General features: G+C 46.2%; 9 protein-coding genes. 5 read left to right on the top strand and 4 right to left on the bottom strand.

All coding sequences use genetic code 11. From position 1 onward, the window contains the following. Positions 1-44 precede the first annotated feature (44 nt). On the top strand, positions 45-3,392 hold the full coding sequence (gene mfd, locus FXO21_RS09205) for a transcription-repair coupling factor (protein ID WP_149639806.1): 3,348 nt from the start codon (positions 45-47) through the stop codon (positions 3,390-3,392). Positions 3,393-3,488: 96 nt separating this feature from the next. After that, the gene (gene gldJ, locus FXO21_RS09210) at positions 3,489-4,754 is read left to right on the top strand and encodes a gliding motility lipoprotein GldJ (protein WP_149639807.1); all 1,266 of its coding nucleotides are present in this window, start codon (positions 3,489-3,491) and stop codon (positions 4,752-4,754) included. A 52-nt stretch (positions 4,755-4,806) separates the two neighbouring features. Here the strand turns inward: gldJ and FXO21_RS09215 are convergent, their stop codons facing one another. Then, positions 4,807-5,499, bottom strand: coding sequence for a ComF family protein (locus FXO21_RS09215; RefSeq protein WP_149639808.1), 693 nt, complete (start codon positions 5,497-5,499; stop codon positions 4,807-4,809). Between the two features lie 66 nt (positions 5,500-5,565). On the opposite strand from FXO21_RS09215, the gene FXO21_RS09220 reads away from it, so the two are divergent. Next, positions 5,566-6,927, top strand: a complete 1,362-nt coding sequence (locus tag FXO21_RS09220) for a dihydroorotase (RefSeq protein ID WP_149639809.1) — start codon at positions 5,566-5,568, stop codon at positions 6,925-6,927. Here the strand turns inward: FXO21_RS09220 and FXO21_RS09225 are convergent. From FXO21_RS09225 to FXO21_RS09235, 3 genes are all read right to left on the bottom strand, one after another. Then, positions 6,913-7,335, bottom strand: a complete 423-nt coding sequence (locus FXO21_RS09225) for a (deoxy)nucleoside triphosphate pyrophosphohydrolase (protein WP_149639810.1) — start codon at positions 7,333-7,335, stop codon at positions 6,913-6,915. The genes FXO21_RS09220 and FXO21_RS09225 overlap by 15 nt on opposite strands. An 84-nt stretch (positions 7,336-7,419) precedes the next feature. After that, positions 7,420-8,445, bottom strand: a complete 1,026-nt coding sequence (ruvB, locus tag FXO21_RS09230; protein WP_149639811.1) for a Holliday junction branch migration DNA helicase RuvB — start codon at positions 8,443-8,445, stop codon at positions 7,420-7,422. Positions 8,446-8,544: 99 nt separating this feature from the next. After that, positions 8,545-11,367: a PKD domain-containing protein gene (locus FXO21_RS09235; protein ID WP_149639812.1), complete on the bottom strand. Its 2,823-nt coding sequence runs from the start codon at positions 11,365-11,367 to the stop codon at positions 8,545-8,547. A 280-nt stretch (positions 11,368-11,647) separates the two neighbouring features. Here FXO21_RS09235 and FXO21_RS09240 point away from each other — a divergent pair, with 280 nt between their 5' ends. Together FXO21_RS09240 and FXO21_RS09245 are read left to right on the top strand one after the other, a co-directional pair. Beyond that, positions 11,648-12,679, top strand: coding sequence for a PorP/SprF family type IX secretion system membrane protein (locus tag FXO21_RS09240; RefSeq protein ID WP_149639813.1), 1,032 nt, complete (start codon positions 11,648-11,650; stop codon positions 12,677-12,679). 98 nt (positions 12,680-12,777) lie between these two features. Continuing rightward, on the top strand, positions 12,778-13,566 hold the full coding sequence (locus tag FXO21_RS09245) for an NIPSNAP family protein (protein ID WP_149639814.1): 789 nt from the start codon (positions 12,778-12,780) through the stop codon (positions 13,564-13,566). Positions 13,567-13,638 lie beyond the last annotated feature (72 nt).

Below are 13,638 nucleotides of genomic sequence, written 5' to 3' on the forward strand. Positions count from 1 at the left end.
TTAAATTCCACAGTCGGCAACTGCCGCGATTTAATCTAAACTACTTGGACGTTAAGGACTTATTGACACTATACGGAGGCGAGGGTTACATGGATCTGCTAATCGAACAGATCGGTTCTAAAAATCCCGAATCGGCTCATATTCAAGTTAAAGGGTTGGTTGGCAGCCTGGATGCGGTTGTAACGGCGGCGATCCAGCAAAGAAAAAAAAGTCCGGCCCTTTACATACTAAGTGACCGCGACGAGGCTGCGTATTTCCAGAATGACCTGCAAAACCTGCTTGGAAAAACGGAGGTCCTTTTTTACCCTACTTCCTATAAAAGGCCGTATCACTACGAAGAAGTGGATAATGCCAATGTACTGATGCGTGGCGAGATCCTGAACAAGCTCAATGTGAGCCGCTCCACGCCGATACAACTGGTAACATATCCCGAAGCTTTGTTTGAAAAAGTGATCAATAAAAGATCATTAAAGGCTAATACTTTTTCGGTGAAAGTCGGCGAGAAATTGGACCCGTCATTCCTGACCGAGTTTTTAACAAGCTATGGTTTCGAGATCACTGATTTTGTATTTGAAGCGGGGCAATTTTCGGTGCGCGGGGGTATTCTGGATGTATTTTCATTTGCCAACGAACATCCATTCCGGATCGAGCTTTTTGGTGACGAAGTCGAAAGTATCCGCTCTTTTGACCCGGATACCCAGCTTTCGGTTGAAACGGCGAAGCAGATCAATATTGTCCCGGATATTCAGCAAAAACTGTCGCACGAGACGAGGGAATCGTTTCTGAACTTCCTTCCGGCTGAAACGACCATATGGTTTAAAGATGCTGAGCTGACGCTGGAAGTAATCGAAAACTGTTTTGAAAAAGCCGAAAAAGCATTGGAAGAAGTAACCGGCGGCGGTGTTCAGATCGTATCAAATCCGCAGGACCTGTTCGAAACCCGCAGAGGTTTTCTGGCGCAGGTGAAGAAATTTAAAACGGTTGAGTTTGGAAAAAAATCCTATTTCAAAACCGAAACCAAAATCCCCTATTCCTCCAAGCCGCAGCCTTCATTTAACAAAGACTTCAAGCGGTTACTTGACGATCTTTCCGAAAATCAATCAAAAGGATATGTGAATATTATCGTAGCCGAGCAGCCGAAACAGCTCGACCGGCTCGAACGCATTTTTGAAGACCTGGATCCATTTGTAAAATTCCGCCCGATGCACATTTCGCTGCGGGAAGGTTTTGTGGATGATCATGTAAAAGTTGCATGCTACACGGATCACCAGATATTTGCCCGCTTTCACAAATACCGGTTAAAGGACAAGTTTACCAAATCGAAAGCGATCACATTAAAGGAGCTGAAATCACTGCAGCCGGGTGATTTCGTGACGCACGTAGATTATGGCATCGGCCGCTTCGCTGGTCTGGAACGGAAAGATGTGAACGGAAAAGAGCAGGAGGCGATCAGGCTGATTTACCGCGATAATGATCTGCTGTATGTGAGTGTGCATAACCTGCACAAGATCGCCAAATACACCGGTAAAGAAGGTACGCCGCCCGCGATGAGCAAACTGGGCTCGGGTGAATGGGAAGCGAAAAAATCGAAAGTCAAAAAGCAGCTCAAAGATATTGCCCACGAGCTGATCGCTTTGTACGCCAAACGCAGGCAGGCGCCGGGATTTCCCTATTCGCCTGATAATTATATGCAGGCCGAGCTGGAATCCTCCTTTATATATGAAGACACGCCCGATCAGGCTACTGCTACGACGAATGTGAAGGACGATATGGAAAAAGCGCACCCGATGGACAGGCTTGTGTGCGGGGATGTAGGTTTTGGTAAAACAGAAATCGCGATCCGGGCTGCATTTAAGGCAGTTTGTGATAGTAAGCAAGTGGCTGTGCTGGTGCCAACTACCATCTTGGCGATGCAGCATTTCAAAACTTTCAGCGAGCGGCTTTCCGATTTCCCGGCGAAGGTGGGGTATATCAATCGTTTCAAATCGCCGAAAGAGATCAAGGAAACTTTAAAACAGGCCGAGGAAGGTAAGATCGACATACTAATAGGTACGCACCGGATTTTGAATAAAGATGTCAAATTCAAAGACCTGGGCCTGTTGATTATTGATGAAGAACAAAAATTCGGGGTAAAAGCAAAGGACCGGTTGAAGGAAATGCGGGTAAATGTGGACGTTTTAACACTAACAGCTACCCCGATCCCCCGAACTTTACATTTCTCTCTCATGGGCGCGCGGGACCTTTCGGTGATTGCGACCCCGCCGCCCAACAGGCAGCCCGTTACTACCGAAGTGCATACTTTCAGCGAAGAGTTTATCCGCGACGCGATCAGCTTTGAGGTGAATCGCGGCGGACAGGTCTTTTTTGTTCACAACCGTGTCAATGATATTGAATCTATTGCGAATATCATTTTAAGGCTGGTACCAGATGTGAGAATCGGCGTGGCGCATGGTCAGATGGACGGCGACAAGCTGGAGAAAGTTATGGTCGGTTTTATTGAAGGAGAATATGATGTGCTGGTTTCGACCAATATCATTGAATCCGGGATTGATATCGCCAATGCAAATACGATCATTATTAATACGGCGCACATGTTTGGTTTGTCTGACCTGCACCAAATGCGTGGCCGGGTAGGACGTTCAAACCGGAAAGCATTCTGTTATTTGCTTACCCCATCTGTTTCCACCCTTGCGAGCGATTCGCGGAAACGTTTGCAAACACTGGAAGAATTCTCAGAGCTGGGCGACGGTTTCAAAGTGGCTATGCGCGACCTGGATATCCGGGGAGCAGGAAACTTGCTGGGCGCTGAGCAGAGCGGTTTTGTCAATGATCTGGGCTACGAACTTTACCACAAAATGCTCGACGAGGCGGTTCAGGAATTAAAGAATAATGAGTTTAAGGATCTCTTCGCAAATGCACTGGGATTACCTGCAAAACTGGTTCCGGATACGCAGATTGAAACCGATTTTGCGACATTAATTCCCGATGAATATGTTAAAAATATTTCAGAAAGATTGTCGTTATATACCCGCCTTGACAATATTGAAACTGAGGATGAGCTTTCGAAATTTGAACAGGAGATACTGGACAGGTTCGGGCCTATCCCTTCGGAAGTTCAGGATTTGTTAAAAACCGTGCGTTTACGCTGGAAAGCAGAGAGTTTGCACTTCGAAAAACTAACTTTGAAGAGCAATACAATGAAAGGATACTTCGTTACTTCGCAGAATGACGAATTTTTTCAGTCAGCCAGGTTCGGACAGGTTATTGAATACATTAAAAAACATCCTAAACAAATCTCTTTAAAGGATCAAAAAGGTAAGTTGATCCTGATTTGCGAGGATGTCAAAAGTATAGATCAGGCCCGGAATATCCTGGCCGAAATGACGAGCTAATTGATTTTTAAAAATATTCTAGTTTCATTTCATAAATTTGCGGTTTCGCATACTACAAAATACAAAACTATAAAGTCACTTTAAGCAATGATTTGCATGCAAAAGATGGGTACCCGGTCGATCGCGTTGATGTTGATTGTGTTATTAGCGGCTACTTCATGTAGTAAGAACAAGAGACCTACCAGCTTGAAACCTGGTAAGACGAGTTCTAAAACAGGGTTGGCATACAATGGCAAGGATGGCTTTGAAGTAAAGCAATACAAGGCGCTGCCTGCGGGTCCCGACCTTGTATATATTGAGGGAGGCCGTTTTACAATGGGCTCGCTGGAAGAAGATGTGATGGCAAGAAGAGATAACCCAAAAAGAACAGTAAGTATCCAGTCCTTTTATATGGATCAGACTGAGGTTGCCAATGTTCACTATCTTGAATACCTGAACGCAGTTCAAAGAGATTCATCTGAGGAATTTTACAGCAAAGCATTACCTGATACAAACGTTTGGTTCAACGAATTGTCTTTCAACGACTCTTACGTGACCATGTACCTGCGTCACCCTGGTTTCCGCCTTTACCCGGTGGTAGGTGTTTCATGGGTTCAGGCTAATGATTATTGTGCGTGGCGTACAGCTGCTGTGAGTCAGGCTAACAATACGGCCGGTGCAGCTGCTGCAGGCGGCAAGAAAAAGAAAGGCTTCTCTTTCGGCAAGAAGAAAAAAGCGGAAGGTGAGGCAGTCGCAACAGCAGAAGCTGCCCCAGCCCCGCAACTTAGAATTGAAAGTGGCTACGTAATGCCTCCATATCGTCTGCCAACAGAGGCAGAATTTGAATATGCCGCGATGGCGATGATCGGAACCCAGTATTCCGACGAAAACCAGTCCAATTCAAGAATTTATCCATGGGATGGTTCTACAATGCGTCAGCCACGTGGCCGGAAGCAGGGAACAATGCTTGCCAACTTTAAACGTGGTCCTGGCGATTATGCCGGTATTGCTGGAAAATCTAATGACGGTGCTATCATCACTCAGGAAATCCGTTCATATCCTGCAAATGACAATGGACTGTACGATATGGCGGGTAACGTAAGTGAGTGGGTTTATGATGTTTATCGTCCGCTTTCCAACTCAGACGTAAACGATTTGAACTCCTTCCGTCGCGACGGTTACCAGGATGATGCTAAAAACTACGATACTAAAAACGCCAACTCACTTGTTGATGACAAGCTGAGAGTTTACAAAGGCGGCTCCTGGTCTGACGTTGCATACTGGTTATCTCCGGGGACTCGTCGCTATATGGATCAGGATTCGGCAACGGCAATGGTTGGTTTCCGTTGCGCGATGATCGCCACTGGTAGTCACAAAGAATAATTTGACCAAGAAAATATTAAAAAAGCCGCTATCTGCACAGGTAGCGGCTTTTTTAATGCTGAGCCAGTGCGATTGTCAGAATGTAGAATTCGTCGCAGCCTGCACTTGCTAGCGTCTGTACGCATTCTTCGAGCGTAGCTCCGGTAGTCAGCACATCGTCAATGATGATTACCTTTTTTGCTGCGAATGTGTTTTCGACCTCAAATACGCCTTTCACATTTTCCCGGCGTTCAATCTTATTTTTGCCAGTCTGCGTTTCCGTGTATATGATCCTTTTCAGCGCGTTACCCGACCATGGAATTCCCGTGGATTCTGAGAAACCCTGAGCCAGCAGATCGCTCTGATTATAGCCACGGCTTTTTCTCTTTTTTAAATGCAGAGGAACGCTGATGATCAAATCGACCGATGGAAGTATTCCTGCGTTTTGCATTTCCTGTCCAAACATTTGACCCAAAACCAACCCGATCTCCTGGTTACCCCGATATTTCAATGCGTGCAGCAGCTTTTGCACTTTGCTTTTCTTGGTAAAAAGTAAAAATGAATGCGTCAGCAGCACGCGCGGTTCGTTTACAAATTTGTAGCGCAGCGTATCCGCATGCAGGCCGCTTTGCCCGATCCTGGGAAGTGAAATCCGGCAAAACGTACATAATGTTGCCTCACTTCCGATTAAAGGCTGATCGCAGCCTGTGCAGCAGCGCGGAAAAATGAGGTCTGTTAAATCTGAAAGAAACTTGTAGAGAATCATTTTTAAAATAATAATGGGCTTTTTGGAATGACTGGATAACTTTGGAAAGAAAATTCTTATCGCGATATGACGACATTGATAGTTAATGCTCAGGTAGTAAATGAAAATACGGTTCAGGATTTAGACGTATTAATTGAAAATGGTCACATTAAAAGCATAGGAAAAAATTTACAACACATTTCAGCCGACAGAATAATCGACGCGAAAGGCAAATACCTGATGCCCGGCGTGATCGATGACCAGGTTCATTTCAGGGAGCCTGGGCTGACCCATAAGGCTAATATTTACACCGAATCCAAAGCGGCAGTGGCTGGTGGGGTTACCTCATTCATGGAAATGCCGAATACGGTACCCAATACGCTCACCCAGGCGCTTCTCGAAGATAAGTACCGGATTGGCGCGCAGACTTCCCTGGCCAACTACTCCTTTTTCATGGGAGCCTCGAACGACAACTATGAGGAAGTAATGAAAACTGACCCTACTCAGGTTTGCGGGATCAAAATATTCATGGGGTCTTCAACTGGAAATATGCTGGTAGATGCGCCGGGAGTTTTGGAAAAGATATTCGCAAATGCCCCCTGCATTATTGCTACTCACTGTGAGGACGAACCAACTGTACGCCATCGAATGGAGATGTTTAAGGAACAGTACGGCGATAATGTGCCTTACAATATTCATGCATTGATTCGAAACGAGGAGGCCTGCCTAAAATCGTCTTCCTTCGCGACTTCTCTTGCACATAAAAATAAAACAAGACTACACATCCTGCATATTTCGACCGGTGACGAAGTATCGCTTTTTGAAATCGGAAACCGGAAAAACGGACAGATATTGCTTTCCGATGGTGAGCCCAAACTGGTCACTGCGGAAGCTTGTGTACATCATTTGTGGTTTGATGCGGAGGATTATCATAAGTTAGGCAACCAGATCAAATGCAACCCCGCTATCAAAGCGCCGCATCATAAAGAAGCTATTCTGCAAGCGGTGCTGGATAACCGCATTGACGTGATCGCGACCGACCACGCGCCCCATACCATAGAAGAAAAAGCGCAGCACTACTGGCAGGCTCCATCCGGTTTGCCTTTGGTACAGCATACCCTGAACGTGATGCTGCAGCTGAGCAGTGAAGGTAAAATTTCAATCGAGCGGGTAGTTGAAAAAATGAGCCACGCAGTAGCCGATTGTTTCCAGATCAAAGACCGTGGCTATATTCGCGAGGGTTACAAAGCAGATCTTATTTTGGTAGACACGAATGCGACTACGAATGTGGAAGCAAGTGGTTTATATTCTAAATGCGGCTGGTCTCCATTTGAAGGAACGAAGTTCAACTCCCAGGTTACGCATACGTTCGTATCCGGGCATCTGGTCTACGAAGACGGGAAATTTAATGAAGAGGTAAAAGGCGAGCGGTTGTTATTTAACCGATAAGTATTCGAAGTAATTCTGGATCACATTCAGGTCCGCTTCTGTCCAGTCAAGGGTTAGAAGATCGAGCGGATCAAGCCAGAGAATTTGCTCGTGCTCTGTTAAAACGATGTTGGCAGTATGCAGGCTGCAGATAAAAGGCACCAGGATAATCTCGCGCCAGCCCTGGTCTTTTGAAGTTTCCGGAAGCCTTTGAAGTATATTTATTTCTACATTCAACTCCTCTCTGATTTCACGAACCAGTGCTTCCTCGTCAGATTCGTTTTGTTCAACTTTTCCACCCGGGAATTCCCATTTCAGTGGAAAGGAAAGAGCTGCACTGCGTTGTCCGGCGAGTATCTTCCCGTTATGCTCGATCACCGCACAGGGCACTCTCACAACCAATTTTTCAGATACAAGCACGTCAATCATAGAGGCGGTCAGTAATTTACCGCAAATTTACTACTTCTATTCTTATTTATTAGCTAAATCCTGAAACTAAATAAATTACAACATTCAGAATAATTCGCCCGGCTTGTAATTCGGTAAAATTCCGAGGTGTTTGAATGCCTTTTCAGTTACTTCCCTGCCTCGGGAAGTTCTTTTGATGTAACCTTCCTGAATCAGAAATGGCTCGTAAACTTCCTCTATCGTTTCGGCCTCCTCGCCGCAAGCCGTAGCAATCGTCGATAGGCCAACCGGCCCCCCTTTGAATTTGTTGATGATGGTACTGAGAATACGGTTGTCCATTTCATCCAAACCATTCTGATCCACATCAAGCGCCAACAATGCCATTTCGGCTATTGGAATTGTGATACGGCCGTTTCCTTTTACTTGTGCAAAATCGCGTGTACGGCGTAGCAGGTTATTGGCAATACGCGGGGTACCTCTGCTCCGTCTAGCTATTTCAAAAGCAGCATCGTCTTCCAGCGGGGTTCCGAGAATAGCAGCTGAACGTTTTAATATAGACGAAAGCAATTTCGCATCGTAATATTCCAGCCTTGCATTAATCCCGAAACGCGCACGCAAAGGTGAAGTGAGCATACCAGCGCGTGTAGTGGCACCGATTAATGTAAATGGATTAAGGCCGATCTGAATGCTGCGTGCATTCGGCCCGCTATCAAGCATGATATCAATTTTATAATCTTCCATTGCGGAATAAAGATATTCCTCCACAATAGGGTTGAGCCGATGGATTTCATCGATAAAAAGTACGTCGTGCTCCTGTAAGTTGGTCAGCAGGCCGGCCAGGTCACTGGGCTTGTCGAGTACGGGGCCGGAAGTGATTTTTATATTAGCACCTAGCTCATTGGCGACAATGTTGGACAAAGTCGTTTTTCCGAGTCCCGGAGGTCCATGCAGCAGAACATGATCCAATGCATCGCCCCGCTGCCGAGCTGCCTGAACGAAAATTTTCAGGTTTTCAAGGATTTTATCCTGCCCCGCAAAATCATCAAAAGTAAGCGGACGCAAAGCGCGCTCTATTTCTTTTTCCGTATTGGATAACCCCTCTTTATCTCCCGACAGATAGTCCTGGCGCATGTTCAAATCGAATAGTATTGTTCAAAAATACCCGCCGCTGGTATGCGGCGGGTATTAACTATAATCAAAAATAACTGTTTTAATCTGCAAAAAGAAGGATCAACGGATCACCATCACAGAGCCGCGCTTCACAGTCGGATTGCGCTCGGGGTAATAGAGACTCTCGTAAGAAAGTACGTACGGATACGATCCTGGCAACACTTTTTGACCCTTGTAGGTACCATCCCAGCGATCTTCCAGGTTATTGGAAGCATAAATAACTTCGCCCCAGCGGTTATAAATGCGAATAGAGAAATTAGTAAAATACGCCCCGAAGATTTCCATAATCTCATTCCTGCCTTCTCCGTCAGGCGTGAATGCATCCGGAATAAAGAATCGAGGCTCGCATTTGTCTACAACCGTCGTTGATTTTTCGGCCACACAGCCAAACTCATTGGTCGCCTGCACCACATAAATGCCTTCCTGATTCACGGTAACCGTTCGGGTCGTATCGCCCGAGTGCGGCCACAGATACGACAATCGGCCCTGCCCGTTTGCATCCAGGATAACCGATTGTCCATCCGGGAGACATATTACATTCTCCGGGGCCAGGTTCAGGATCGGCGAAGGTAGTTCTCCAACCTGGATCGTGTCTGAATTATAGCAATCGTTTCTGTCTTTCACTATTACCGTATAAGAACCTGGCTGGCCGATGGTCACTTCCCGGGTATCTTCGCCGGTACTCCAGTCGAATTCAATCCACCTTTCGCTTTCTACGCGCAATACAATAGAACTGTCGCGGCAAAGCGTGGTATCCGGCCCTATCGAAAATGGAGGCGGGCGGCGCAATGTGATTTCAATGGTATCAGCTGAATAGCATTCGCCTTGCGGGCCATTAAATGCAACGGCAATATAACGGCCGGTTGCAGGTGCATTGTATTTTCTCTGGCGTGAAACTACTCTTCCACGATTAATCCATGCATATACCTCAGCCTCAACACCCATATCGAGCGGGACAAAATTACCGCAGGTATCTTTGTCTGCACCCAGATTGATTGGCGGTGGCGTTTCGTAAATTGTAATGGTGTCTACAATCGTTGTATCAGCACACTTATTTATAGCCCGCATTCGCACAATATACTTTCCGGGTTGCGTGTAAGTGTAAGTGGCCTGCGTTTCTTTTGAAGGTGAAGTAAAGCTGCCGTCTCCCAGGAAGTCCCACTGATACGTATCTTCAATTGGATCACAAATGGGGCTTGCCTGAAATGTAGTAGGCTCATTTGTACAAAATCCATCCGCCTCAAAACCCGGCCCGGACGATTCCTGCGTAAAATCCTGAACCATATTCGGCAATCCCAGCTGGCTGTTACGACCGCCCAGATTCACTCCATCCCGCTCATATTCGACGCCGGTAAGTGAATTTCCTTCAGGCTCGCCGATCACAGCAAGGTATTCGCTTCCCTGTATGGCCATATAAATGCGTCCGTCGGGCCCAAATTGCAATGCACCAAACTTTTGCGTCGCTGAACTGTCAATGGTAATTGCTGTTTCCGTTAAAAGGCTGTCAGGCAGCGTGAGATCGTACTGTTTTAGGTAAGAACTCGTGCCGTTTTCACCCTTAAACGAAATGTACATCTTCTCACCGCTCGGCGAAAATTCAATGCCATAGGCAATAGGCGGCGCAGGTCCAAGATCTACCGTTTTATCATGCGTGAGTGTGCCCGTCGAATCGTTGAAATAAAACAGATCGACATAGTTCTTTGGCGGCCCCGGTACGATTACCGCCAGCCTCCTTTGTCCGGTAGCACTGTCCGGCGAGGAAAATTTCATGTAACCTTCCGCCTTATGCAAGCTGTCGTGCGCTATTCCCAAATCAAAAGTGCCACTTTCGTTAAGCCCGCCGTTAGTAGCATGAAAAACGCGAAATTTATTAGTGCCGTAATCGTGTGAAATGACCCAGTAAGTACTGTCACGATCATTACGGGCTGACACTATACGTTCGGTCGTAGGTGTCTGTAAAGTTGTATTTTGCTCAATGATCGCGCCAAGGCCATTATTTCTCCGCATATCTACCACACTTACTGTCAACAGCTTTTCACCATTGATATCTGAGGTAGTAAATACGTTAAAAAGGTATTCACAACCCTTACAGGTCGGCTGAGGCACTATAAGCACGGATTGCGTCGAGTTGGGACTTCCTTTTAAAGGCGCGCAATTCCCCGGACTAAAACAGGGCATTACTTCGCTATTCTTATTCCAGATCGTGATACCATCGGAATAAAACAAAAGCTGGCCTTTTGAATTGGCGATAGACGAAGTTCCTTCCGGTGTATTGGCTTTTCCATCGGTAATAGGCGTAGGCGGACTGTTTGAAAAGTCAAGCCCCGCATTTCCTCCGAAATACCATTTTGCACCCTCCTGAGCGGAAGGCTCCATGCATATTTTTACATTTACGCGGTCCTGGATTTTACACCCGTTTGGCAAGATCACCTCAACCGAATAACAGCCTGAACTATCTACATTTAAGGTTTGCGTAGTATCGCCTTTCGGGTACCATACAAACCGGGCTCCGGGAGGAGCACCATTTGGATAAGGATCCAAAATCAGCGTGTCACCGGGGCAAATTGTAGTATCCGTTTTCCACTCCTGAAAAGCCGGCGGAAGCTCGCCGATATTGACAACCTGCGAGACTGTCTGCTGTGAACCGCCTCTGATCGTGCGGGTTAAAGTAACCGTGTAAGCGCCGGGCGCCATATAGGAATGCTGCGGGTTACGGCGCGTATCTGTTGCTGTCCCTTCGCCGAAATTCCATTGCCACGCAATTGCGGTACTCAGCGTATCCCTGAATGAAGTGGAATCTGCCTCACAATCCGGGTTCTGCATACACTGTCCGTCCACCAAAAATTGCGTCTGTCCCTTTGCATATCCTGCCGTAAGCAGCATAAGAAAGAAAAAAGCACAAAAAATTTGTAGGTACTTATTATAAAATCGCCCCATGTTTCGTTAACAGTTCAAACACCCCTAGCCACCACATTGAATATTCAGATTACCCGACAATACTAACGAAAATAAAATGTTAAAATTTTGTGCGGGAAAGTGGTAAAAACCACTCTAATTTGAATATTAATACGCAATTTGAAGATATTTTGTGAATTTTAATTTGGGCAAATTTTTACGGCCCGTAACCTCACCGCTATTTACCTTGCGGTTATAAGTTAAATATATGACCAAGCGTATACTTTGCCTTTTCATACTGACACTGGTTTGCATAGATGGTTGGAGTCAGGATCCTCAGTTTTCACAGTTTTATGCAAACCCATTGTACCTGAACCCCGCATTGGCGGGAGGAGCACTTGCTCCACGCGCTACCGTTAACTACCGGAATCAGTGGCCTTCCCTTTCTGCAAATTTTGTAACCACGTCTTTCGGAGCGGATGCTTTTTTTTCCAATTTCAATAGTGGCGTCGGCGTGCTCGTCACCATGGACAGCCAGGGATTGGGAAATTTGAAATCGACCGAAGCAGCTCTGCAATATTCTTATCAGATCCAGTTCAATGAAATGACTTCCCTGCGACTGGGTATCCAGGGCGGTTTTGCCTCGCGTACGCTTGACTATTTCGGTCTCACTTTTGGCGATCAGTATGACAATGGCGGACTGACCGGGAATCCTTCCGACGACCCGTTTGCGCAGGGCGGACCCAATGTTTTTTATGCCGATTTCGGTGCGGGTGCGATGCTGTATTCCGACTGGTACTGGGCGGGCATTTCTGCCCACCATTTGAACAGACCGAACCAGGCATTTTCAGGATTGACAGACGCAAGACTACCTGTGAAGGCAAGCCTGCAAGCCGGATTGCGTATTCCTTTCGCCGGATATACATTTCTTGGGGATGAAATCGACAAGGAGAAAACAATCTCTCCTGCTATTATGTATAAGAAACAGGGTAAATATGACCAGTTTGACGCAGGTCTTTATATGACCCTTGAACCACTCGTGCTCGGTGCCTGGTACCGCGGCATTCCTTTCAAGAAATACGCCCAGAACATCAACAATCACGAGTCTCTGATATTCCTGGCCGGTTTTCGACAGGATAAATTTTCAATTGGGTATAGCTACGATCTTACAATTTCTACGCTGGGCGTTGGAAGCGGCGGGGCACATGAAATTTCCTTGTCTTACATCTTTCCTCCGCTTGAACCCAAGCAACGCCGCAGCAAAAGCAGCAAAAGGCAACTTTCCTGCCCGAAATTCTAGCACGGTTTTTATATACAACGCGCTGCAAACGCGGGTAAAGTTGCAAACCGCCCGCCTTTCAATGTATTAGTTACTATATATTAACCTGTTGCACCATCATGCTTATCATTACCAGAAATGGCCTGCTATTAACGCTGTGCCTGATTTTCAGCGCAATTACTTTATTTGCCGCTCCCCCGAAAAGAGAATTTTACGAGATTAAAATTTATCACGTTAAGGACGTTAACCAGGCTACACGGATCGACAATTACCTGAAAGATGCATACATACCAGCGATGCACAGAGCCGGAATCAAAAACATTGGTGTTTTCAAGCCTGTTGCAACTGACACCGCTGCGGGAAAATTGATTTATGTACTGACTCCGCTTAAATCACTCGAACAACTGGTTGACTTGCCAAAAACGCTTGGCAAAGACGCTGCTTACCTGGCAGCAGGAAAAGATTATATCGACGCCGAATACAAAAATCCGCCTTATATCCGCATTCGATCGACTATCCTGAGAGCCTTTGAAGACAGCCCGATGATGAAAAAGCCAGACCTGACATCGCCAAAAAGCGACCGTATCTACGAACTGAGAAGTTATGAGGGCCACACTGAAAAGATCTATTGGAACAAGGTAAAGCAATTTAATTCAGGAAACGAGATCGGCATTTTCGCCCGCCTTGGTTTTAATGCGGTTTTCTATGGTGAGGTTGTAGCCGGCCCAACCATGCCCAACCTGATGTATATGACTACTTTTTCTGATAAGGCCTCCCGTGACGCGCACTGGAAATCTTTCAGCGACGATGCGGAATGGGGCAAAGTAAAGTCAATGCCTGAATATCAGAATAACGTATCTAAAAATGTAACGCTGTTCCTCTTCCCTACAGAATATTCGGACATTTAAAAGTACATACTAAATAACAAGAGGGTGCAACGACCAGCCAGCTGCGTTTGTACCCTCTTTCTTATTTTAGAT

The sequence above is a fragment of the Dyadobacter sp. UC 10 genome (assembly GCF_008369915.1).
GTDB lineage: Bacteria > Bacteroidota > Bacteroidia > Cytophagales > Spirosomataceae > Dyadobacter.